Source organism: Neisseria dentiae (assembly GCF_024580525.1).
Taxonomy (GTDB): Bacteria; Pseudomonadota; Gammaproteobacteria; order Burkholderiales; family Neisseriaceae; genus Neisseria; species Neisseria dentiae_A.
Genome location: NZ_JANIKQ010000003.1, coordinates 89656 through 114124 on the forward strand (window position 1 = coordinate 89656; position 24469 = coordinate 114124).

Consider the following 24469-nt stretch of genomic DNA (forward strand, 5'->3'; position numbering starts at 1 on the left):
CGTTTTCCTCTTAACATACAAATTAAAAAACAAGCAATTTCTTGCTTACCTGAGTTCCACTACATTTTATAACAAAGCAGCCTTGCTTATCCAGCCCATTTTCTGATTGCGCCCCGCCCTGCCGCAACCCTGCCACAGAGTGGACGTTTCCCGCAGCCGCGCATACAATCCCCCCACTCCCCACACAGGAAACCGCCATGAACCACGCCATTGCCACCCTATTGAACCACCGCACCTACCGCCATTTCAAAACCGGCCTCACCCTGCCGCCGGAACACCTGCAAACCATTATTAACTGCGCCCGCCAAGCCCCTTCGTGGATGAACGGCCAGCACTACACCATCATCAACATCACCTCGCCCGAATTGCGCGCCGGGATTACCGCCCTGCAACCGGCCAACCCGCAAATCGGCACATGCAGCACCTATCTGGTTTTCGTGGCCGACCTGCACCGCGCCGGCTTGTGCAGCCGCGCCTATAACGGCACGTTCAGCGCCGCAGGCGAACCCGACAGCCTGATTACCGCCGTTACCGACACCGCCCTGGCCGCCCAAAACGCCGCAGTGGCCGCCGAAAGCCTGGGTTACGCCACCTGCTACACCGGCGGCATCCGCAACATCGCCGCCGAGTTGGTTGCCCTGCTCGGTCTGCCCGAAAACACCTTCCCCGTTTTCGGACTCTGCATCGGCACGCCCGATATCGAAATGCAGCTCAAACCGCGCCTGCCCGAAAACACCGTTTACGCCGAAAACCGCTATCCCGAAGAACAAACCCTTTCAGACGGCCTCGAGCAATACGAACGCACCATGACCGCTTTCGGCGAAGCGCGCGAAAAATTTCCCTACCGCGAAAAATTCTCCCGCTATTACAGCAGCACCTACGCCCCCAAAAACATCCCCCTGCTGCAAACGCAAGGCTGATTAACCAAAACCGCACCGGACGAATGATGTTTAGAACCACCGCAAAATTAAAAAGCATCATATTAAATTGATAATCGTAGGCAGATATTTTCAGACGGCCTAAACGGTTTGATACCTTTGCCAAAGCCCCATACGAAAATCAAAAAGGGAACGCCCGCCGTTCCCTTTTTTCATTCCCCCAACTTCACTTCTTCAACACCGCCCGTTTCACCACCACCCACCAGTCTTTGGCTTCCAGCACGGGACGGCGGTTGAACACGTCGTAGCGGTTGGCTTCGAGTTTGTGCAGAATCTGCTGCGCGCCCAGAACAATCATGCGCAGCTCCAGCCCCATGCGGCCTTTGAGCGTTTTGGCCAGCGGCGAGCCGGCTTTGAGCATTTTATGGGCGCGTTCGCATTCATAGGCCATCAGCCGCTGAAAGGCAAAATCCGCCCTGCCCTCGGCAATCTGTGCCTCGCTCACGCCGAACTTCTGCAAATCGTCTTGCGGGATATACACGCGCCCTTTCTGCCAGTCCACGGCCACGTCCTGCCAGAAATTAACCAGCTGCAACGCGGTGCAGATGCCGTCGCTCTGCGCCGTGCTTAAAGGATCGTGTTCGCCGTAAAGGTGGAGCATGATACGGCCCACGGGGTTGGCGGAACGGCGGCAATAGTCCACCAGCTCGCCGAAATTCTGATAACGCTTTTGCTGCACATCCTGCCCGAATGCGGAAAGCAGGTCGTAAAACGGCTGCAAAGGCAGGCCGAACGGTTGCAGCGCTTCGGTCTGCAAACGCTGCATCAATGCGGTTTGCGGTGCTTCGCCGCGGCCGATTCTGTCTAACTCGGCACGCAAATCGGCCAAACCCTGCAAGCGTTCGGCATCGGTTGCGCCGCCTTCGTCGGCAATATCGTCGGCGGTGCGGGCAAAGGCGTAAACGGCGTGGGTGGGCTTGCGCAAACGGCGCGGCAGCACGATGGAGCCGACGGGGAAGTTTTCGTAGTGGTTAACCGACATATGGGTTCTTCCGGCAAATTTAAGTTACGGCGTAAAAGGCCGTCTGAAAACAAATATATAACAGCATATTTTTCAGACGGCCTGCAAACAAAAACACCGACGCATCAACAGCAGTCGGTGTTTTTCAAATTTAGGGCGGCGAGCCAAACCCCCGGCACTGGCGCATCAGAGTGGGCTGCTGGCTTCCGCCCCTGACCCGTTGTTCCGAATTACCATGCGGGGAGACCCGCCGTAAGCTGCGTATTATATCTGCTTTAACCGCGCAAACCAAGCGCTAATTGCGCCTGCCGCCGGCAAAAGCAAGATGATTGTCAACAAAACCGCCCGCCTGCATGAACGGCCTGCATATTGCACGCCCATATTTTTCCATTGAAAAAAGGCAGAAATTACATTACATTAAGCCCCCTTGTTTTATGCTTTCAAGCGGCCTTTACAGAGGCCGTCTGAAAACAAAAATCCGCACACATACAACAATATTTTTCGGAACCGCCCGCTTATGACTGCCACCGCCACCCAACGTATCCGCGAAATCCCGTATAACTACACGTCTTATTCCGACCGCGAAATCGTTATCCGCCTGTTGGGCGAAAGCGCTTGGAACGTGTTGCAGGAATTGCGCGGCCAGCGCAGAACGGGGCGTTCGGCGCGCATGCTGTTTGAAGTGCTCGGCGACATTTGGGTGGTGGTGCGCAACCCCTATCTGGTTGACGACCTGCTCGAACATCCCGCACGCCAAGCCGCGCTGGTGCAGGAAATGCACCACCGTTTGGGCGAGATTCAGAAGCGGCGCGACAACAACGAACAGGTGGCCGAGCTGCTGCTGGCGGCCGAAGCGGCGGTTAAACGGTTTGACGAAAGTTTTGCAACCACCCGCCAAAAGCGTGAGCAGATTCTGGCGCGTTTGAGCAAAATCACCCGCAAACACAACATCATGTTCGACGGCCTCGCCCGCGTGAGCCACGTTACCGACGCCACCGACTGGCGCGTGGAATATCCGTTTGTGGTGGTCAACCCCGACAGCGAAGACGAAATCGCGCCGCTGGTACGCGCCTTAATCGAGCTGGATTTAACCATTATTCCGCGCGGCGGCGGCACCGGCTACACCGGCGGCGCGGTGCCGCTCGATGCGATGAGCGCGGTAATCAACACCGAAAAACTCGACAAACACAACGGCGTGCAATATGTGGAACTGCCCGGCCTCGAGGGTATGCACCCGATTATCCACTGCGGCGCCGGCGTGGTTACGCGTCGGGTGGAAGAAACCGCATCCGCCGCCAAGCTCGTGTTTGCGGTCGACCCCACTTCCGCCGACGCTTCCTGCGTGGGCGGCAACGTGGCGATGAACGCCGGCGGCAAAAAAGCGGTGCTGTGGGGCACGGCGCTGGACAACCTCGCCTATTGGAAAATGGTCAACCCGCAGGGCGAATGGCTGAAAATCGAGCGCGTTCGCCACAACTTCGGCAAAATCCACGACGAAGACACCGCCATATTCGACGTGCACACGCTCACTTCAGACGGCCTGAACACCGTGAAAACCGAGCGTTTGGAAATCCCCGGCCACAAATTCCGCAAAGTCGGCCTCGGCAAAGACGTTACCGACAAATTCCTAAGCGGCCTGCCCGGCGTGCAGAAAGAAGGCACCGACGGCATCATCACCAGCTGCGCGTTCGTGCTGCACACCATGCCCAAACACATCCGCACCATCTGTTTGGAATTTTTCGGCACCGTCGCCAACGCCACGCCTTCCATCGTGGAAATCCGCGACTACCTGCTCGGCCACGAGAGCGTGCAACTGGCTGGCTTGGAACACCTCGACTGGCGCTATGTGCGCGCCGTCGGCTACGCCACCAAAGCGGCGGGCAAAGGCCGCCCGAAAATGGTGCTGATTGCCGACATCGTCAGCGACGATGAAGCCGCCGTTATCGAAGCGGCCGACCATATCGTGAAGCTTGCGCAGGCGCGCGACGGCGAAGGCTTTATCGCCGTTACCCCCGAAGCGCGCAAAACCTTCTGGCTCGACCGCAGCCGCACCGCTGCCATCGCCAAACACACCAACGCCTTCAAAATCAACGAAGACGTGGTGATTCCGCTGGAGCGCCTGGGCGAGTATTCAGACGGCATCGAACGCATCAACATCGAATTGTCGATTAAAAACAAACTCGCTCTCTGCGAAGCGCTGATCCAATACCTGCAAGGCAACCTGCCGGTCGAACAGATGGGCACCGACCTGCCCAAAAGCGAACTGCTGGGCGAACGCGCCAACCACGCGCTCGCGCACGTAGAGGCCGTGCAAGAGCGCTGGCAATGGCTGCTCGCCAACCTCGACGCGCCGCTGGCCGGCTATAAACAGCGCTACGGTGCCGCCGTGTACGCCGCGCCCGAAGCGAGCGACAGCGAAAGCAGCTTTACCGCCTTCCGCGATTTCCGCCTGCGCGTATCGATTAAAGCCGACGTGATGAAACCCCTGTCTGAAATCTTCAGCGGCAAAACCGACACCAAAATCATGCAGGGTTTGGCGAAAATCCATGCCAAAGTGGTGCGCTCGCGCGTGTTCGTGGCGCTGCACATGCACGCGGGCGACGGCAACGTGCACACCAATATCCCCGTAAATTCAGACGATTACGATATGCTTCAGACGGCCCATAAAGCTGTGGAGCGCATCATGGCCATCGCCCGCAGCCTTAACGGCGTGATTTCCGGCGAACACGGCATCGGCATCACCAAGCTCGAGTTCCTCACCGACGAAGAAATGCAGCCCTTCTGGGACTACAAAGCCAAAATCGACCCGCAAGGCCGCTTCAACCGCCACAAATTGATGAAAGGCGCCGATTTACGCAACGCCTACACGCCTTCGTTCGAATTATTGGGCGTGGAATCACTGATTATGGAGCAGTCCGCCCTCGGCACCATCGCCGAATCGGTGAAAGACTGCCTGCGCTGCGGCAAATGCAAACCCGTGTGCAGCACCCACGTTCCCCGCGCCAACCTGCTCTACAGCCCGCGTAACAAAATCCTCGGCGTCGGCCTGTTAACCGAAGCGTTTTTATACGAAGAACAAACCCGCCGCGGCGTGTCGATCAAACATTTCGACGAACTCAACGACGTGGGCGACCATTGTACCGTCTGCCACCGCTGTGTCAAACCCTGCCCCGTCAACATTGACTTCGGCGACGTTACCGTAGCCATCCGCAACTACCTGCACAAATCCGGCAAACGCAAATTCAACCCCGCCGTGGCCGCAGGCATGGCCTTTCTCAACGCCACCGACCCGCGCACCATCAATATTCTGCGCAAAGGCGTGGTGGAAGCCGGCTTCAAACTGCAAAACATAGGCTACCAATGGGGCAAGAAATTCCACATCGGCGCAGGCCGCCAGAAAGCCGCCCCCAAAGCCACCACCGGCAAAGCCCCGATAAAAGAGCAAGTGGTGCACTTTATCAACCGCCCGCTGCCGCGCAACGTGCCGATTAAAACCGCCCGCGCGCTGCTGAACATCGAAGACGCCAAAACCGTGCCGATTATCCGCAACCCGCAAACCGGCGAAGACGCCGAAGCCGTGTTCTACTTCCCCGGCTGCGGCTCCGAGCGCCTGTTCAGCCAAGTGGGGCTGGCCACCCAAGCCATGCTGTGGCACGCCGGCGTGCAAACCGTGCTGCCGCCCGGCTACCTCTGCTGCGGCTATCCGCAAGACGCGGGCGGCAACAAAGCCAAAGCCGAACAGATGACCACCGAAAACCGCGTGCTGTTCCACCGTTTGGCCAACACCTTGAATTATCTCGACATCAAAACCGTGGTAGTAAGCTGCGGCACCTGCTACGACCAGCTCGAAAAATACCGCTTCGAAGACATTTTCCCCGGCTGCCGCATCATCGACATCCACGAGTTTCTGCTCGAAAAAGGCATCAAGCTCGACGGCGTAAGCGGTCAGCAATATCTCTACCACGACCCCTGCCACAGCCCGATCAAAACCATGAACGCCACCAAAATGACCAGCGAACTGATGGGCAAAGAAGTGGTGTTGAGCGACCGCTGCTGCGGCGAGAGCGGCATGTTTGCCGTCAAACGGCCCGACATCACCACGCAGGTGAAATTCCGCAAACAGGAAGAAATCGAGAAAAACCTCAACCAACTGCCGCAGGGCGAGCCGGTGAAAATGCTCACCTCCTGCCCCGCCTGCCTGCAAGGTTTAAGCCGCTACACCGACGACAACCAACTGCCCGCCGACTACATCGTAGTGGAAATGGCCAAGCATATCCTCGGCGACAACTGGCAGAACGAATTCGTTGAAAAAGCCAATAACGGCGGCATCGAGAAAGTGCGGCTGTAAGCCCGGCTGCGACGCAAGAGGCCGTCTGAAAAGATTTTTTCAGACGGCCTTTCGGTTTGCCGCCGATATTCAGTACAATGCCGTCTGAAATTTACCCGTAAGGACGCACCATGTATTTTGTTGACCGCACCGCCGTGGTGCTGAAACCCACCGCAAACTTTCTCGCCTGGCTCAAACAGGCCGATGAAAATATGCCCGATTTAACGCTGGAACAAATCCGCAGCAACTGCTCGGTGTTTCTCGTGCCGCAGTTCGACGAACCCGAAGCGGTGGTTTCCTATTTCGACGAGCATTACCAAACCATTTTCGAAGCCGAAATTTCCGGCTGGGACATCCCCCGCAGCCAATGGCCGGCCGATATGAGCCTGAAAGCCTTCTGGGAATACTTCGAAGTGGAAATCCACGACATGGTGCTTGATATGGAAGAAGCCGAGCTGAACATCACCCCCGTATTCGACAATATGATGTAAGATGCGCCCTTTTCAGACGGCCTTCAAACCTTCGCGCACCGGCAAAGCCCTAACGGTGTTTTTGCACCTTTGGGCGGCTTATCTCTGCCTTACCGCGTTTCACGGCGCGGCGCGTATCATCGGTTTGCTGTTGCTGGCGGCCGCTTTTTTCTGGGCGTGGCACAGCCAAAACCTGCGCCGTACCGATGCCGTGCACAAAATCGCCGTCAGCCCGCAGGGGCGGGCGGTGGTGTTTGTCGGCAGGCCGCAAACCGCTTTCGAAGCCGTGTTGTGCCCGGGCAGCTTGGTTTCGCCTTATGCCTTGTTTTTGAAATGGGATTTGGGCGGCCGCACGGTATGGCAGTTTGTGCTGCCCGATATGGCGGAGCGCGAAAACTTCCGCCGCCTGCTGGTTTGGGCACGCTGGGGGCAACCTAAAGATTAACCTTTCCTTTCAAGGCCGTCTGAAACACCGTTTCCGCATTCCCCGTTTTCAGACGGCCTCTACACACATTTATCACTTTCAAAATGAAAACATTAAACGACTGGTTATCGCATCTCGAAACCGCCCACAGCGCGGGACTGATTGACATGGGCTTGTCGCGCGTGGGCGAAGTGAAAAACACCATGCGGCTCGAGCCGCAATGCCCCGTAGTGGTGGTGGCGGGCACCAACGGCAAAGGCTCGGTGTGCGCGTTTCTCACCCAGATTTACAAGCAGGCCGGCTTTAAAGTCGGCACGCTCACCAGCCCGCACCTGCTCAAATACAACGAGCGCATCTGTATCAACGGCGGGCCTGTAAGCGACGAAACGATTACGGCCTCGTTCGAGCGCATCGAAGCGGCGCGCGGCGGTGTTTCCCTCACTTATTTCGAGTTCAACACGCTGGCCGCCGTCGATATCTTTATGCGCGAAAACGTTGACGTGATGGTGCTGGAAGTCGGCCTCGGCGGGCGTTTGGATGCGGTAAATGTTTTCGATGCCGACTGCGCCGCCGTAACCAGCATCGATCTCGACCACCAATCATTTCTGGGCGACACCGTCGAAGCGGTCGGCTACGAAAAAGCCGGCGTGTTCCGCAGCGGCAAACCCGCCGTCTGCGGCCAAAACCCGCCGCCCGAATCGCTGCGCCGGCACGCCGAAAGCATAGGCGCCAACCTGCTCTTGGCCAAACGCGATTTCGATTTCAGCCGCATGGAACAGCAGCAATGGTCGTTCCACTTCCACCCCACTGCCGCATCGGGGCTTTCAGACGGCCTCAAACGCAACCGCAACGCCCTGCCCGTGCCCGCCCTGCGCGGCGCCTACCAACTGGGCAACGCCGCCTGTGCGCTGGCCGTTATCGAATGCCTCAACCCGCGCCTGCCCATCGACATCGGCTCCATCAAGCGCGGGCTGCTGCTGGTTCACAACCCCGGCCGCTTCCAAGTGCTGCCCGGCCGGCCGCTCACCATTCTCGACGTCGCCCACAACCCGCACGCCGCCCGCGCCCTGCGCCAAGGGCTGATTGCCCTGCCTTTCGCCGAAAAGCGCACCGCCGTATTCAGCATTTTGGCCGACAAAGATTCAGACAGCGTTATCGACATTGTGAAAGACCAGTTCGACCAATGGTATATCGCCCCGCTGCACCTGCCCCGCGGCATGAGTGCCGAAGAAATAGCGCAAAAACTCAACCGCTGCGGCATCGATGCCGTGCAAAGCTTTGAAAATATTCAAGCGGCCTATCAAGCCGCTTTGGCGCAGGCCGGGGAAAATGATAGAATTACCGTTTTCGGTTCTTTCCACACCGTTGCCGAAGTCATGGCCATTTTGTAACAAGGCAGATTCATGTCAAACAACCGTTTCCATTCACTGAACGAATACGAAAAACTGAAGCGCAAAAACCGCCGCCGCTTGGTAGGCGCATCCGCGCTGGTGATATTTGCAGGCATTCTGCTGGCCAATGTTCTGAACCGGGGCGGCGGAGACGAAGCCGCCGAAAACATCAGCATCGAAAAAGCCGCTTCAGCCGCATCGGAAACTGCGCCGCAGGTAGAGCAGGCCAATCAGGCCGCCTCTTCCGACGATGCTTCCGATTTATCGCCCGCAGCCGTATTGGAACCCGCTCCGGCCGACACCCAAACCACCGAACTGAGCAACCCGCTTGCCAACCCGCCCGCACAAACACCGGCACAGCCCGCGCCCGCAGAGCAAACGGTATCCGAATCCGCCGCCCAAACCGCCGCTGCCACCGCAGCCGCAAAAGCAGCGGCCGAAAAAAAAGCGGCGGAAGCCAAACCTGCCGCCAAACCCGTTCAGGCCGAAGCGCCCAAACCCCAACCCAAACCGCAGCCCAAGCCGCAGCCCAAACCCGAAGAAGCCGCCCCGCCGCCCGTGGTGGTGATTAACAACCGTGTCGAACCCGATGCCGAAGCCGAACGCAAAGCCGCCGCCAAAAAGGCCGAAGCCGAGCGCCTGAAACGGCAGGCACAGCAAAAAGCAGCGGCCGAACGCTTGAAACAGCAAGAGCAGCAAAAAGCGGCGGCACAAAAAGCCGAACAGGAAACACAAGCGCGCAAAGCGCGCGAACAGGCCGCAGCCAAAGAAGCCGAACGCCAGAAAGCGGCACGTTTGGCCGAACAGGAAAAAGGCCGTCTGAAAGCGCAACAAGAAGCCCGTGCCAAGGCCGAAGCCGAAAAACGCGCTGCCGAAAGCGCCAAGAAAAAACAGCAGGAAACCAACCGCAAAGCCGCACAAGACGCCTTAAACAACAAATCTGCGCAGGCATCGGTTGAAAAAAGCGATCCCAAAACCATTTTAGAAGGCAAGCCCGCTTCCAAAAAAGCCATTATCCAAGCCGGCGCATACAGCAACCGCGACCAAGCCAAACAAATGCAGCAGAAACTGGCCGATGCGGGCGTGAGCGCCTACATCACCGAAGTGGAAACCAGTAAAGGCAAAGTTTACCGCGTGCGCACCGGCCACTACCCCGACCGGGAAACCGCCGGCAAGGCTTTGGAGCGGCTGCGCAAAAAAAGTGCCGACGGCATCGTAATCGGACAACCCTGATGGCAACTTTCGACCTGCTCGCCTTCAGCCTGATCGGCCTGTGCGTTATCGTTTCGATGATGCGCGGCATGATCGCCGAAGTAGCCTCTTTAATCACTTGGATCGTGGCGTTTATCGCGGCCAAAACGTTTGCCGTGCCGTTTTCGGAAATCGCCTTCAGATCGTTCGAATCGCGCCCCGTGGCTGTGGCCTTGTCGTTTATCGTTCTGTTTGCCGCTGCATGGCTTGTGCAGCGTTTTTTACGTTCGCTGCTCACCGGCGCCGCGCAGGCCACGGGTTTGGGCGGCGTCAACCGCCTGCTCGGCGGCGCATTCGGCGCACTCAAAGGCATTTTGCTGGTTACGCTGGCGGTAATCGTCTGCTCGTTTACCGACCTGCCGCAAACCGACGGCTGGCGCCAATCGATCAGCGCCGGCTATTTCGAGTCGCTGGCACAATTTGCCGTGCCCTATCTGCCCGGTGCCGTTGCAGATAAAATACAGTATCAACCCCTTTAAAGTTCGGAGAGAAAAATGTGTGGCGTATTGGGCATGGTAGCCTACCAACCTGTAAACCAAAGCCTTTACGACGGCCTGCAAATGCTGCAACACCGTGGTCAGGATGCCGCCGGCATCGTTACCGTGGAAGGCAGCATTTTTCATATGCACAAAGGCAAAGGCATGGTGCGCGACGTATTCCGTACCCGCAATATGCGCGACCTGACAGGCAACGCCGGCATCGCCCATGTGCGCTACCCTACCGCAGGCAATGCCGACAGCACCGCCGAAGCGCAACCGTTTTACGTCAGCTCGCCGTTCGGCATCGTGCTTGGGCACAACGGCAACCTCACCAACACCGAAGAGCTGTATGAAAACGTGTGCCACAAACACTTGCGCCACATCAACACCCGCTCCGATTCGGAAGTGCTGCTAAACGTATTCGCCCACGAACTGCGCAGAGAAGTCACCGATTCCGGCTCTTCGCAGCTCAGCGTCGACAATATTTTTGATGCCGTCGCCAAACTGCACAAACGCGTGCGCGGCGCATACGGCGTGGTGGCCATGATAGCCGGCTACGGCATGGTGGCATTCCGGGATCCGCTCGGCATCCGCCCGCTGGTACTGGGCACGCAAACCGCTTCAGACGGCCGCACCGCCTATGCCGTGGCTTCCGAATCGGTTGCCTTTAATGCCATCGAATTTGATTTGGCACGCGATATCGCCCCCGGCGAAGCCGTGTTCATTTCTTTGGACGGGCAGTTTTTCTCCCGCCAATGCACCGAAAACCCCAAGCTCAGCCCCTGCCTGTTCGAATACGTTTACTTCGCCCGCCCCGATTCGGTAATCGACAACGTTTCCGTTTACCGTGCCCGCTTGGGCATGGGCGTAACACTGGCCGAAAAAGTGAAGCGCGAACTGCCCATCGACGATATCGACGTGGTAATGCCGATTCCCGACACCAGCCGCCCCAGTGCAATGGAACTGGCCCATCATTTGGGCAAACTTTACCGCGAAGGGCTGATTAAAAACCGTTACATCGGCCGCACCTTCATCATGCCCGGCCAGGCTACCCGCAAAAAATCGGTGCGTCAGAAACTCAGCCCGATGGAATCCGAGTTCAAAGGCAAAAGCGTGCTGCTGGTAGATGATTCCATCGTGCGCGGCACCACCAGCCGTGAAATCGTCGAAATGGTGCGCGCATCCGGCGCCCGTAAAGTCTATTTCGCCTCGGCTGCCCCCGAAGTGCGTTATCCCAACGTGTACGGCATCGATATGCCGACCCGCGAAGAGCTGATAGCCAATGGCCGCGATAAAGACGAAATCGCCCGCGAAATCGGTGCCGACGGCTGCGTTTTCCAAGATTTGGCCGAGCTGGAACAAGTGGTGAAATCACTCAACCCCGCCATCGTTTCGTTCGACACCTCATGCTTCAGCGGCCGCTATCCCACCGGCGATATCGACGAAGCCTACCTGCAAAAACTCTCCGCCGACAAATCCCTGCCCGCCGCACTTACCGGCACCATCCACACGGCGATACGCATCAACAACCATCCAGAAGACGATGAATAACCTGTTTTCCACTTCGCGATGACTGTGTAGAAACAGCGAAAGGCCGTCTGAAAAATGTGGGAAAAGGTCGGGTTGTTTACACTTTTTATGCTAAACGACTTTTGTTTTTTGCTGGAATGATGGTTTCGTGATTTTTGAGCATTCTCAAGAACGATGCGGCTTCGCCGTGCCTTTCGGCATTCTTGACAACCCTCAAAAATCCCAAAATGGGTCTTCAAGCAAAAAGCGAAAAGTGTAAACAACGCTGTAATTTTCTACACTCTCTGCCTTTCGCAACACTTTGACACCTCACGCTCAATAACTTGCCTTGCCGCTTGCCGACAGGGTTTCAGCAATGTCGTCTGCCAGCGTTTCGCAATCATGCTCGCTCAGGTTGCCTATCGTAATCCGGACCGCGCTTTGTTTCGATAAATTGAAAGTCGCGCCGCTTTGCACCGCCCAGCCTTTGGCGGCAAGAAACTGGATCACCTGCGCTTCGTTGTGAACCGGCAGCCAGATATGCTGGCCTTCGCCGTGTTGGCCGGGCACATGGATGCCGTGCCGTTGCAGACGGCCAAGCAGCTTTTGGCGGCGGGTTTGGTAGCTTGCGGCGATGTCGGCCAACCCGCTCTCACCCAGCCGCTGCCACAATTGCAGCGTGATGTGCTGCAATAGTTTGCTGATCCAGCGCGGCCCCAGCGAAAAGCGTTTTTTCATGGCTTTTAGGGTGTTGCCGTTTCCTGCGACAATGGCGGTGCGCATATCGGTGCCGAGAAATTTGCTGGTGGATGTGCTGTATATCCATTCGTTGGCAAATCCTTCCATGCCGTGAAACGGTTTCAGGCTGAGTGCTGCCCAATGATCGTCGATAATCACCAATGTTTTATGCGGCGCAAGCGCGCGCTGCCATGCCTGCCAGCGTTCGCGGCTGTAACAGATGCCGGTGGGGCTGTGGGCACGGGCGGTGAGGATAACAGCGGAAATTTGGCCGAAATCGATATTTTCGGGGATTTTTGCGCCCTCTTCGTCCATTTCGGCCGGCACGGCTTCAAGGCGCAAACTGGCGAGCAAGGGCAGCAGCGGCAGCCAACACGGCGTTTCCACCAACACTTTTGCACCGGGCATACAACGCTGGCTGAGTGCGCGTTCGATGATGTCCAAACTGCCTGAAAGCAGCATGAGGTCGGCTTCGATGCCGGTGTTCTGCCGCAGCCAATTGCGGATAAACGCCATCAGATCGGGGTTGTCGCCGTGGCTGCCCACATCGGTGGCTAAATGATAACCATCGAGCAAATCGGGCGGCAGTTCGGGCAGCAGGCGGCGGTCGACATTGCCCGAAGCCAAATCCACCAAACCTTGGGGAACGGCGCTTTCGGTATGCAGAATTTCGGTTTTTTCAGGCACGAAACTGCCGCGCCTGCCGTCGGTGTCGATAATGCCTGCATCACGCAGTTGTTTGTAGGCCGCCGATACGGTGTTGGGGTTAACCCCCAATTCTTGCGCGAGGCTGCGCACGGTGGGCAGCCGGTAGCCGGCAGGCCACACTTCTTCGCGGATAAGCCCCGCAATGGATTGGGCGATATTGACAGCGGTGCTTCCTTTGGGTTTTAATTCCACAATACAAAATCCTTTTTGTTCTAGTTCAAACTAATCTAAAGGATTTTCAGAAAGTTGGCAAGCATTTATTGGTAGTTTTTTCAGACGGCCTCTCCTTATTTTCAGGCCGTCTGAAAACCGGAAACTGTTATAATGCCGCGCCATAACGAAAATAACGCAAGCCATTACCAAGCTGAGGAACTCCGCCATGCCGAGCGCACCCAAAGGCCCAACCCAACCCAAAGAACAAGTTATCCAACTTTACCAAAGTGCGAAACGCATCCACCCGAAAATGGCCAAAGGGCGTTTTGCCAATTTGCGCCTGTTGATGATTCTGGCCACCCAGTTCGTGTTTTATGTAGTGCCGTGGTTCAACTGGAGCGGCCGCCAAGCCGTTTTGTTTGACATACCCGAGCGCCATTTCTATATTTTCGGCCTTTCGCTTGGCATGGGCGATTTGATTTATCTGGCCCTGTTGCTGATTATTTCGGCCTTCGGCCTGTTTTGGTGGACCACCATCGCCGGCCGCTTGTGGTGCGGTTATGCCTGCCCGCAAACGGTTTACACCGAAATCATGCTGTGGATAGACCACCTTGTTGAGGGCGACCGCAACAAACGCTTGAAGCTCGACAAAGAGCCGTGGAGCTTCCGCAAAATCCGCATCAAAACCACCAAATACCTGCTGATTTTCGCCGTGTGCGCCTGGACGGGCATCACCTTCGCCGGCTGGTTCACACCGATACGCGGGCTGGTTCCCGCCGTGTTCACCCTCACCGCAAGCGGCGGCGCGCTGTTTGCCGCCGCGTTCTACGGCTTTATGACTTGGCTGTTTGCCCATCAAATGCGCGAACAAGTGTGCCTGCACATGTGCCCCTACGCCCGCTTCCAAAGCGCGATGTTCGATAAAGACACGCTGATTATCTCTTACGACGCCGAACGCGGCGAACCGCGCGGCGCCCGCAAGAAAACCGCCAGCAAAGAAGAAACCAACCTCGGCGACTGCATCAACTGCACCATGTGCGTGCAGGTGTGCCCCGTGGGCATCGACATCCGCGACGGCCTGCAATACCAATGTATAGGCTGCGCCGCCTGCATCGACGCCTGCGACGAAATCATGGATAAAATGAACTACCCGCGCGGCCTGATACGCTACACCACCGAAAGCGTGCTCGCACACGAATATGCCGACAAAGACATCAAAAAACGCCTGCTGCGCCCGCGCGTTATCGGCTACGGCGCCGTATTGTCCGCCGCCGTGATTGCCATGATTGCCGGCATATCCACCCGCGAAACCCTGAGCGTGGACATCATCAAAGACCGCGGCGTGATGGTGCGCGAAAACAACCAAGGCTGGCTTGAAAATGCCTACAACCTGCGCATCATCAACGACAGCGAAAACGAACAGGTGTTAACCGCCAAAGTGAGCGGCTTCGATGAAATCTCCCTCACCGGCCTGCCTTCAGACGGCATCAAAGTGCCGCCGAAAGAAACCATCACCGTGCCCGTTCAGGTTTCGACCATACCCGAATACGCCGACAAAGGCAGCCACCCCATCGTGTTTGAGTTCACCTACCGTGAAAACAACGGCGACACCCACACCCTCACAGAAAAAGCATCGTTTATCGGAGAATAACCAAAGTGCCCCAACAACCGCAGAAATCAAAAGTTTGGTATAAAGAACCTTGGCCGTGGCTCCTGATGGCCGGCCCGGTGATTGTGGTGTTCGCCGCCATCTACACCTTTTATCTGGCCAAAAGCAATTCGGCCGACTTGGTAAGCGACGACTACTACAAAGACGGCAAACACATCGACCTGCAACTGCACCGCGACGAAGAAGCCTTCAAACGCAATATTCACGCGCAAGTGCTGATTAATCCCGATAAAAACGCCGCCAAAGTATTGGTAAGCGGCAACTTCAACCCGCAGGAGCCGCTCAACCTGGTGCTGATGCATCCGGCCAAAAAAGCCGATGACCAAACCGTGAAACTGCAACCGGCCCAGGGCGGCGTGCTCTCGGGCGACAAAGCAGAATACAACGCCGTTTTCAAACCCCTTCCCGCCACCCACCACTGGTATGTACGCGTGGAAGACGCCGGCGGCAAATGGCGCGTGGAAGACAAATGGCTGGTGAGCCAAGGCAACGCCGTCAACCTGAAACCGATGGAAAAACTGCTTTCCGCTTCGGCCGCACAATAAACCCGAAACAGCCGCTCCGACCCGCATCAAAACAAATTCGTCCGCACCCAAAAGGCCGTCTGAAAAATATTTTTCAGGCGGCCTTTCTACTCATTATGCATTTACAGTTTTATGCCATTCATTTAACAAAGATAATGCTATTTTTACAGATTATTCACAATCAAGATTAACTTTGATAAAATCACTACCGCTTGGCAAATAAATTATGCCGCTTAGGCCGTCTGAAAATAAACAACCGCCAGCATTTTTCAGACGGCCTTAACCGTTCTTTCTGCAACACCGGCCATACCAATCAGGACTTTTTATGAAACGCAAAATTTCCCGCCGCGTCTTTCTCGGCGGATCCGCTGCCGTTACCTCCACGCTGATGCTCGGCGGCTGTGAAAAAATCTACCGCATTTTTTCTCCCGAATCCGCATCCACCGCAAGCCGCGCCGTCAATGCCGCCTACTATCCGCCCGCCCTGCTCGGCCTGCGCGGCGACTCCGAAGGCGTGCAAACTGCCGCCCACAGCGTGGCGCTGCAAGGGAAAACCTACACCCTGCCCGGCAAAGCCGACGAACAATACGATTTGGTTGTGGTCGGCGCCGGCCTTAGCGGACTGACTGCCGCCTATCTTTACCAAAAGCAACGCCCCGAAGCCAAAATCCTGTTAATCGACAACCACGACGATTTCGGCGGCCACGCCCAGCGCAACGAATTCACCGTTGACGGCCGCCTGCTGATTTCCTATGCAGGCAGCGAATCCATCGACTCGCCCAAATCCGAATATTCCGAAGAATCACTCGCGCTGCTGAAAGATTTGGGCATCGACTACACCAAATTCGAAACTTATTTCCACCAAGATTTATACGAAAAAACCCGCCAACTGAAAGAAGGCGTATTTTTCGGCAAAGCCGCTTTCGGCAAAGATGCCGTTGTGGCCGGCCTGCCCGAAGCCGGTGAAGAAAGCGCCGCGGAAATCATCGCAAAATTTCCGCTCACCGATGCCGACAAAGCCGCGCTCACCAAGCTCTACACCGATCCGGCCGATTATTTCAAGGGCAAAAACAAACGCCAGCGCACCGAAACCGCCGAAGAAACCAGCTATTACGATTTTCTGAAAAACTACGCCAAACTACCCGAAGGCGCGCTCAAATACCTGAAAAACCTCAGCTCGGAATACTGGGGCCATGCGATTAACGCCATTTCCGTGCAGGAAGCCTTAGACGACGGCTATCCCGGCGTGCAGAATCTGGGCTTGGAAGAAGACAGCCACGAAGAAGAGCCGTATATCTACCACTTTCCCGACGGCAACGCCTCGATTGCCCGTATGCTCGTGCGCAAAATGATTCCCGCCGTTGCTGCCGGCAACACCATGGAAGACATCGTTTTGGCCAAATTCGACTACAGCAAGCTCGATGCGCCCGAAAACAAAGTGCGCCTGCGCCTGAACAGCACCGCCCTGCGGCTGGAAAACAACAACGACGGCGTGGCCGTGGCCTATATGCCCCACGGCGGCGAAAGCCTCAAACAGGTTCAGGCCAAACAGGCTATTTTCGCCGGACACAGCGCACTGGCCGCCCGCGTGATTCCGCAAATGCCCGAAGCACAGAAAACCGCCGCCAAAACCAACGTGAAAGTGCCGATGATTTACGGCAAAGCGGCCGTAAAAAACTCGCAGGCATTCCAAAAACTCGGCGTGCACTCGCTCTACGCACCCGATGCGCCCTACTGTTTGATCAAGCTCGATGACCCCGTGAGCATGGGCGGCTACCAATTCCCGCAAACCGCCGACGAACCCATGATTATCCACATGGTTAAAATCGCAACCGATTTTGCAGGCAAAACCGCCCGTGAAATGTATAAAGCCGGCCGCCGCCATCTGGCTGCCCAAAACTACGAAGCACTCGAAAAAGAAATGCTCGACCAATTGCGCAGCATTTATGCCGTGGCAGGCGAAAAGCTCGACGACGTGCTGGTTGCCGTTACCCTCAACCGCTGGGCGCACGGTTACAGCTACGAGCAAACCGGCCTCTACGATTCGGACAGCAGCGCCGAGAAGGCCACCGAAACCATGCAGAAACGCGTGGGCAACATCTTCATCGCCGGCTCCGACGCCGCATGGATGCCCTATGTGCACGGCGCTGTCGACCAAGCATACCGCGCCGTTGGCGAAGCATTGAAAGGTTAACGCGTTTATAGCGAAAAAACTTTATGTCTGCCACGGCGTTGCTACGCCTTACCGTACTATTTGTACTGTTTGCGGCTTGCCGCTTTGTGGCAAAAATAAGTTTTTCCGCTATAACAAAGGCCGTCTGAACTTTCAGACGGCCTTTATCTTTATCCGCTCCCGCTGCCGTTAAAAACCGGATAAAGCAAACTATACAAACGGTGCACTACACGCGGCAACATGATAACATTGCGCTTTCGAACAACAGGCCGTCTGAAAGCCGCAAAACCTTTTTCAGACGGCCTATCAAGCCCAGTCAGGATACATTATGGATGAACTAATCAAAGAAGCCGCCCTTCATTTCCACGAATTTCCCACACCCGGCAAAATCCAAGTCGCCCCCACCAAACCGCTGGCCACCCAATACGACCTGTCGTTGGCCTATTCCCCGGGCGTAGCCGCACCCTGTATGGAAATCTACAACGACCCGCTCGCATCCTACAAATACACCGCCCGCGGCAACCTCGTGGCCGTTATCTCCAACGGCACCGCCGTTTTGGGCTTGGGCAACATCGGCGCGCTGGCGGGTAAACCCGTGATGGAAGGCAAAGGCGTATTGTTTAAAAAATTCGCCGGCATCGACGTGTTCGACATCGAAGTCAACGAAACCGACCCCGACAAACTGGTTGAAATCATCGCTTCGCTCGAGCCTACTTTCGGCGGCATCAACCTCGAAGACATCAAAGCCCCCGAGTGCTTCTATATTGAGAAAAAACTGCGCGAACGCTGCAATATCCCCGTGTTCCACGACGACCAACACGGCACCGCCATCATCACCGCCGCCGCCGTGTTGAACGCCCTGCGCGTTACCGGCAAGAAAATCGACGAAGTTTCTCTGGTGTGCTCCGGCGCCGGCGCCGCCGCGATTGCCTGCCTCGACTTGCTGGTGGCGCTCGGCATGAAGCGTGAAAACATCACCGTGTGCGACTCAAAAGGCGTGATTTTCGCCACCCGCGAAGACCGCGAACGCATGGACGAAAGCAAACTGCGCTATGCCGTTAAAGACAACGGTCAGCGCGTGCTCGGCGATGCCGTTCCCGGAAAAGACATCTTCCTCGGCCTCTCCGGCCCCAACGTTTTGAGCACCGATATGCTCAAAACCATGAACGAACACCCCATCGTGTTCGCCCTGGCCAACCCCACCCCCGAAATCTGGCCGCCCGAAGCCAAGGAAGCCCGCCCTGATGTCATTATCGGCACCGGTCGCTCCGACTTCCCCAACCAAGTCAACAATGTATTGTGCTTCCCCTTCATCTTCCGCGGCGCGCTTGATGTGGGTGCCACCACCATCAACGAAGAAATGAAGCTCGCCTGCGTGCGCGCGATTGCCGATTTGGCCATGGCCGAATCCAGCGCCGAAGTGGCCGGCGCCTACGGCGACGCCGACCTGACTTTCGGCCCCGAATACCTGATTCCCAAACCCTTCGATCCGCGCCTGATTGCCAAAATCGCCCCCGCCGTGGCGCAGGCTGCCATGGATTCGGGCGTAGCCACCCGCCCGATTACCGATATGGAAGCCTATATCGAAAAACTCACCCAGTTCGTGTATAAAACCAGCCTGTTTATGCGCCCCGTGTTTAACCAGGCACGCAAACAGATCAAACGCATCGTGCTCACCGAAGGCGAAGACGAGCGCATTTTGCACGCCGCCCAGCAGGTTGTGTCGCAAAAACTGGCTTTTCCGATTTTGGTCGGCCACCGCCAAACCATCGAAGAGCGCATTCAGGCACAAGGTTTGACGATTCAGCCGGGTAAAGATTTCGAGCTTATCGACATCATAGACAACCCGCATTTCGAAGAAAGCTGGAAAGAATACTACCAACTGCGCAAACGCCAAGGCGTTACCGAAGAAATGGCACGCCGCCGCGTGCGCGCCAACAGCACCCTCATCGGCGCGCTGATGGTGCGCCTGGGCCATGCCGACGGTATGCTGTGCGGCACCATGGGCCGCTTCTACGACCACTTCGGCATTTTTGAAGAAGTTATCGGCTACAACAACCCCGAAAAACACGCCTTTGCCATGAACGCGCTGATTTCCAACAAAGGCAACTTCTTCATCGCCGACACCTACATCAACGAAGACCCCGACGCGGAACAACTGGCCAAAGGCACGCTGATGTGCGCCAACGAAATGAAACGCTTCGGCATCAAACCCAAAGCCGCGCTGGTTTCCAACTCAAACTACGGCTCCCGCCGCGACAAAGACGCCGTTAAAATGCAGCGCGCGCTCGAGCTTATCCGCCAGGCAGACCCCGAACTGGAAATCGACGGCGAAATGCAGGCCGATGTGGCGATGGACGAAGAAATGCGCAAGAGCATCTTCCCCGAAACCACGCTCACCGGCTCGGCTAACCTGTTGGTGATGCCCAACGTGGAGGCAGCCAACATCAGCTACAACCTGCTGCGCGTTAACGCCACCAACGGCATCACCGTCGGCCCGATTCTGATGGGCATGAACAAACCGGTGAATATCGTTACGCCGATTTCCACCGTGCGCCGCATCGTCAACATGATTGCGCTGACTGCGGTAGATGCCCAACGCCAGTAAGCCGCTGCCGATATAAACGGGGCCGTCTGAAAAATATTTTCAGACGGCCCCGTTTATATATTTTATTCAGATATGTTTCTTATACTGAGATGATAATAAAGAATCCCGCCTACTATGGCGCTGATCACCAGCGAAAAAGGCGCCAAGCTGCCTATGGCACGCATTATCGGGTTGCCTTGCCCGAAATCGGCAAGCAGCACGATGCCTATGCTGAGACATGACGCAGGAATCATGGATTTAACCGCTGCACGGTTATAGCCGTTTTGATACCAATAAATGCCTTTGGGCGAGTCGTCGAATAAATCATCAACTTGGATCACCCGTTTCCTCAGCAGGTAATAATCCACCAAAATGATGCCGTACATCGGCCCGAGCGTACCGGCCAAAAGGTCGATGGTGTAGTGGATAACTTCGGGCGAGTTGTAGAGATTCCACGGTGTGATGATCACAGACAAAACGGCGGCAATCATTCCCCCGATACGCCAGCTGATGCGGCCGGGATAAAGGTTGGAAATATCATTGGCGGCCGAAACGAAATTCGCCACAATATTGGTGCCCACCGTTGCAGTAACAAAAGTGAACGCCAGCAACAGCACAATGCCGATATTATCCATTTTGGCCACGATGCCCAGCGGGTCGATAATCATTTGGCCGAAAATAACAGGCGTTCCCGTTATGGTGATGATTACCGTGAGTGCAAAAGCAGTGAAGTTAACCGGCAGCCCCCATATATTACCGGTTCTCACATCTTTCATGCTGCGGCAGTAACGCGAAAAGTCGCCGAAATTCAAGGTCGGCCCGGCAAAATAATTTACAATCAGCGACATACCCACCAGCATCGCGCCGATGGTGCGCCAAAAGTCGAGCTTTTCGGAAGAAAGCGAAAAACTGATGTTCTCCCAACCCGCCTTATACACAATCCACAGCATCAACAGAAACATCACGATGTAAACAGCAGGGCCGGAATAATCCAAAAACACCCGGATGGCTTCCATTTTCATTAAAAACAAAGCCGTTTGCGCCGTCCACATAATGAAAAAACTGAACCATCCCAAATAGGAAAGATTTAAAAACAAAGGTTCCTGCCACGCCGCCAAATGCGGGAAAAACTTAAGCAGAATAATAGTTAAGGCAACCGATGCCAGGTAAGTCTGTATGCCGTACCAAACAATAGCGATAATACCGCGCAGCAGTGCCGGAATATTGGCACCGTAAACGCCGAACGACATCCGCGCAATCACGGGGTAAGGCACACCTGCCGACTGGCTCGGTTTGGCCAGCAAGTTGGCAAGCACCATAACGATGGAAATGCCGGCAACGAGCGTGATTAAAATCTGCCATGACGTCAAACCCAACGCGAACAGCGTGCCGGCGAAAATATAACCGCCTACGCTGTGCACATCCGACATCCAAAACGCAAAAATGTTATACCAGTTCCAATTTTGCTTGGCCGGCAGCAAATCATCGTTACACAACCTGGGGTTATCCGGCTTTATCGATTTCAGCTTCTTGATGTAGGCTGGCATACCAATTCCTTTTCAAAAGCGATACACAAATAAAACACGAACGGCATGGATAAAGCCACCGTTGCAGCTAAAATGCGCTTACCTGTACTATATAAAAGCGGGGCGGCTTACACCCTGTCAGCTTGCGACAACAACCTGTTAATCCGCGCCACCCCGTATGCCTTTCAATATCAAAACGGCAAGAGCGGGATTGTTTCCGGAAAAACAATCCCGCTCTTGCCGTTTGCAGCTTCAGTGGGCTTTATACGCTGATTAACAGGCTGTTTTCCCTATGTTTTACAGGCGAACAGCCAAACCAGCGGTGGCAGGCACGGATAAAATTGCTCAAATCGGAAAAGCCCAATCTGAAGCCGATTTCGGTAATACTCAAATCACTGTGCATCAACAGGTCGTGAGCCATTTCATAGCGGGCCTTATCCAGCAAACCGTTAAACGAATGGCCTTCTTCCCGCAGCCGCCGTTGCAGCGTGCGTGGCGACAAATGGAGCAAGTCTGCCACCATGCACAACCTCGGCTCGCCGGTTTGCAGCTCTTCCCTGATCAGCATATCCACCCTGTCGGCAATATCCATATTGTTCAGGCGGTTGAGATAACGGCCCACTACCGCCGCATTGATATCCATCAGCTGGCGGTTGGCGCCGGCATAAGGCTCGATGGTGTCTTCATAGGCAAATGAAATCGAATCTTTCTCACACCCCAAATTCACGGGAACGCGGAAATAATCGTCGAGCCGGGCCGTACCGCCACTTACGCCCAAAGACAAAGTAACCGACAGCGGCCGCACCAAATGCTGCGACAAACTGCACGCCTGCCGGTAAATAAACGCCAACACCGCCAAGCGTGCCGAGTTCATCGGCTCTGCGCCTCCGTCGGAACGCAACACCAGCTTGGTTCCTTTCAGATCGGGCGGGTGGTCGAAACTGATGTTCATCGTGGTGGAAATAATCTTGCAATAGCGCACCATAATCATCATCAGATCAGACAGCGAACCGCATGAAATCATGGCCAGCCCGAGACCTTGTAATGCCGGTGCTTGGATTTCTTTGCCTACGGTCAAACCGAACAAAGGATCTCCGGTGGCCTGAATCAACCCGTCCCACAGGCGGCGCACGCCTGCTACGGGATAACGCGCATCCGGTATATGTAGCAGCCTGGCATCCAATCCCGAGGCAATCAGCAAAGGAACGGGATCGACACCGTAACCCCGCGCAGTCTGGCAAACAGACGATACCCAACTCACCAAAACGCTGTGTCCGGTAACTTTGGTGCACACCGTTTCACTTGCTTCAGCAGCCATAGCCCCTCCTTTTCGGGTTGCCGTACCAGCCTTCCAAACAAATGTAAATCCGATATTCCGTTTTAACCGATTATATGTGCAAACCCTTGCCGAATATTCGAAACATGCTTAAAAATTAAAAAATATATATAAAAATTGGCAAATTAATAGCATGTTATGCCACCAATTCACAATAAATTACAAAATAATCCCAAAAGAAAAAATACCAAACAATATCTCCCGAGCAGGTTTAAAACCTTATGCCGCAACCTTTCAAAATTTATTTTGGTTGAAACCTTTGCAAGTCATTTAGGCCGTCTGAAAATATCTTCAGACGGCCTGCCGTAATGTGCCGTTAATGCCCGAATAAATATCTTTTTTATAAAAATCTTATATCAAACACATTCTATGCCGTTTACGGCCATGCTGATACGCGTACCGGCCTCCCCCGCCGCAATACGCTCGATATCGCGCAAAGCGCCGATTACTGCGGTTTTGCCGGTTAAACGGGCAAAATTGACCGCCGCCTGAACTTTCGGCCCCATCGAACCTGCGGCAAAATCGATTTTTTCGATTTCATCGGGGTTTGCCGCCTGCACAAGGCGCTGTTTTTCCGTGCCCCAGTCAAGATAAACACCATCAATGTCGGTGGCGATAACCAACATATCGGCCTCTACCGAAGCCGCCAGCAAAGCTGTGGCCAAGTCTTTGTCGATCACGGCCTCGGCACCGCACAATCTTCCCGATTCGTCGTAATAGGTGGGAATCCCGCCGCCGCCCGCACAAATCAATATATAGTTATGCTCGATAAGGGTTTTCAACGGCTTAAGCCCGAAAATACGCGTGGGTAGCGGGCTGGGAACAACGCGGCGGTATTTATCGTTGTCTTGGGCCATCGTCCAGCCTTTTTCGGCGGCGACGGCATCGGCCTCTTCTTTGCTGTACACGGGGCCGACGGGCTTGCTCGGCTTTTGGAAGGCAGGGTCTTTGGGATCCACTTCGGTTTGGGTTAATACGGTGGTCAGCGAAGCCTCTTTGGGCACGAAATTGGCCAGCTCCTGCTGGATCATATAGCCGATCATGCCGACTGATTCCGCACCCAAAACATCAAGCGGATACATGGGCACATCTTTATAGGCATTGCTCTGCAAAGCCATCAGGCCGACTTGCGGCCCGTTGCCGTGGGTAATGATCAGTTGGTTTCCCGGATAAATTTTGGCGATTTGTTCGCAGGCGGTCCGCACGTTGGCCCGCTGGTTGGCGGAAGTTAACGGCTCTCCGCGTTTGAGCAGGGCATTGCCGCCCAATGCAATAACGATTCTCATGATTAATCCTTTGCATAAA

18 protein-coding genes and 1 other RNA gene are annotated in these 24469 nt (G+C 55.5%); 13 read left to right on the plus strand and 6 right to left on the minus strand.

Annotated elements, in window-relative coordinates; all coding sequences use genetic code 11:
* Positions 1-197: 197 nt before the first annotated feature.
* The gene (locus NQ012_RS03265) at positions 198-920 is read left to right on the plus strand and encodes a nitroreductase family protein (RefSeq protein WP_257066136.1); all 723 of its coding nucleotides are present in this window, start codon (positions 198-200) and stop codon (positions 918-920) included.
* 184 nt (positions 921-1104) lie between these two features.
* Here the strand turns inward: NQ012_RS03265 and hpnC are convergent, their stop codons facing one another.
* Entirely contained in the window at positions 1105-1920 is an 816-nt protein-coding gene (gene hpnC / locus NQ012_RS03270) for a squalene synthase HpnC (RefSeq protein ID WP_257066137.1), read from the minus strand.
* 134 nt (positions 1921-2054) lie between these two features.
* Positions 2055-2151, minus strand: an RNA gene (ffs, locus tag NQ012_RS03275) — signal recognition particle sRNA small type.
* 265 nt (positions 2152-2416) lie between these two features.
* On the opposite strand from ffs, the gene NQ012_RS03280 reads away from it, so the two are divergent.
* The 7 genes from NQ012_RS03280 to purF all read left to right on the plus strand — a co-directional run bounded on the left by NQ012_RS03280 (position 2417) and on the right by purF (position 11792).
* Positions 2417-6247, plus strand: a complete 3831-nt coding sequence (locus NQ012_RS03280) for an FAD/FMN-binding oxidoreductase (protein ID WP_257066138.1) — start codon at positions 2417-2419, stop codon at positions 6245-6247.
* 110 nt (positions 6248-6357) lie between these two features.
* The gene (locus tag NQ012_RS03285; RefSeq protein WP_257066139.1) at positions 6358-6717 is read left to right on the plus strand and encodes a hypothetical protein; all 360 of its coding nucleotides are present in this window, start codon (positions 6358-6360) and stop codon (positions 6715-6717) included.
* Position 6718: 1 nt separating this feature from the next.
* Positions 6719-7141: a protein YgfX gene (locus NQ012_RS03290; protein ID WP_257066140.1), complete on the plus strand. Its 423-nt coding sequence runs from the start codon at positions 6719-6721 to the stop codon at positions 7139-7141.
* A gap of 83 nt (positions 7142-7224) precedes the next feature.
* On the plus strand, positions 7225-8511 hold the full coding sequence (gene folC, locus NQ012_RS03295; RefSeq protein WP_257066141.1) for a bifunctional tetrahydrofolate synthase/dihydrofolate synthase: 1287 nt from the start codon (positions 7225-7227) through the stop codon (positions 8509-8511).
* Between the two features lie 12 nt (positions 8512-8523).
* Positions 8524-9744, plus strand: a complete 1221-nt coding sequence (locus tag NQ012_RS13045; RefSeq protein WP_306440787.1) for an SPOR domain-containing protein — start codon at positions 8524-8526, stop codon at positions 9742-9744.
* Positions 9744-10241, plus strand: a complete 498-nt coding sequence (locus NQ012_RS03310; RefSeq protein WP_257066143.1) for a CvpA family protein — start codon at positions 9744-9746, stop codon at positions 10239-10241. The genes NQ012_RS13045 and NQ012_RS03310 overlap by 1 nt, the downstream gene beginning before the upstream one ends.
* Positions 10242-10256: 15 nt before the next feature.
* On the plus strand, positions 10257-11792 hold the full coding sequence (gene purF, locus NQ012_RS03315) for an amidophosphoribosyltransferase (RefSeq protein WP_257066145.1): 1536 nt from the start codon (positions 10257-10259) through the stop codon (positions 11790-11792).
* A 294-nt stretch (positions 11793-12086) separates the two neighbouring features.
* On the opposite strand, the gene NQ012_RS03320 is transcribed toward purF, so the two are convergent.
* Entirely contained in the window at positions 12087-13388 is a 1302-nt protein-coding gene (locus tag NQ012_RS03320; protein WP_257066147.1) for an aminotransferase class I/II-fold pyridoxal phosphate-dependent enzyme, read from the minus strand.
* Between the two features lie 187 nt (positions 13389-13575).
* Here NQ012_RS03320 and ccoG point away from each other — a divergent pair, with 187 nt between their 5' ends.
* The 4 genes from ccoG (at position 13576) to NQ012_RS03340 (ending at position 20323) form a co-directional block, all read left to right on the plus strand.
* Positions 13576-15000, plus strand: a complete 1425-nt coding sequence (gene ccoG / locus NQ012_RS03325) for a cytochrome c oxidase accessory protein CcoG (RefSeq protein WP_257066148.1) — start codon at positions 13576-13578, stop codon at positions 14998-15000.
* A 5-nt stretch (positions 15001-15005) separates the two neighbouring features.
* A complete protein-coding gene (locus NQ012_RS03330; protein ID WP_257066149.1) occupies positions 15006-15563 on the plus strand; it encodes a FixH family protein in 558 nt (185 codons plus the stop codon).
* A 304-nt stretch (positions 15564-15867) separates the two neighbouring features.
* The gene (locus NQ012_RS03335) at positions 15868-17736 is read left to right on the plus strand and encodes an NAD(P)-binding protein (RefSeq protein ID WP_257066150.1); all 1869 of its coding nucleotides are present in this window, start codon (positions 15868-15870) and stop codon (positions 17734-17736) included.
* Positions 17737-18043: 307 nt separating this feature from the next.
* Complete coding sequence (locus NQ012_RS03340) at positions 18044-20323, plus strand: NADP-dependent malic enzyme (protein WP_257066151.1); 2280 nt, start codon at positions 18044-18046, stop codon at positions 20321-20323.
* 62 nt (positions 20324-20385) lie between these two features.
* Here the strand turns inward: NQ012_RS03340 and NQ012_RS03345 are convergent, their stop codons facing one another.
* Positions 20386-21849, minus strand: a complete 1464-nt coding sequence (locus NQ012_RS03345; protein ID WP_257066152.1) for an NCS1 family nucleobase:cation symporter-1 — start codon at positions 21847-21849, stop codon at positions 20386-20388.
* A 45-nt stretch (positions 21850-21894) separates the two neighbouring features.
* On the opposite strand from NQ012_RS03345, the gene NQ012_RS03350 reads away from it, so the two are divergent.
* Positions 21895-22101: a hypothetical protein gene (locus NQ012_RS03350; protein WP_257066154.1), complete on the plus strand. Its 207-nt coding sequence runs from the start codon at positions 21895-21897 to the stop codon at positions 22099-22101.
* On the opposite strand, the gene NQ012_RS03355 is transcribed toward NQ012_RS03350, so the two are convergent.
* The gene (locus NQ012_RS03355; protein WP_257066156.1) at positions 22091-23146 is read right to left on the minus strand and encodes an AraC family transcriptional regulator; all 1056 of its coding nucleotides are present in this window, start codon (positions 23144-23146) and stop codon (positions 22091-22093) included. The two genes, NQ012_RS03350 and NQ012_RS03355, sit on opposite strands and share 11 nt — an antisense overlap.
* A 374-nt stretch (positions 23147-23520) precedes the next feature.
* The gene (arcC, locus tag NQ012_RS03360) at positions 23521-24450 is read right to left on the minus strand and encodes a carbamate kinase (protein ID WP_257066158.1); all 930 of its coding nucleotides are present in this window, start codon (positions 24448-24450) and stop codon (positions 23521-23523) included.
* Between the last annotated feature and the right edge of the window lie 19 nt (positions 24451-24469).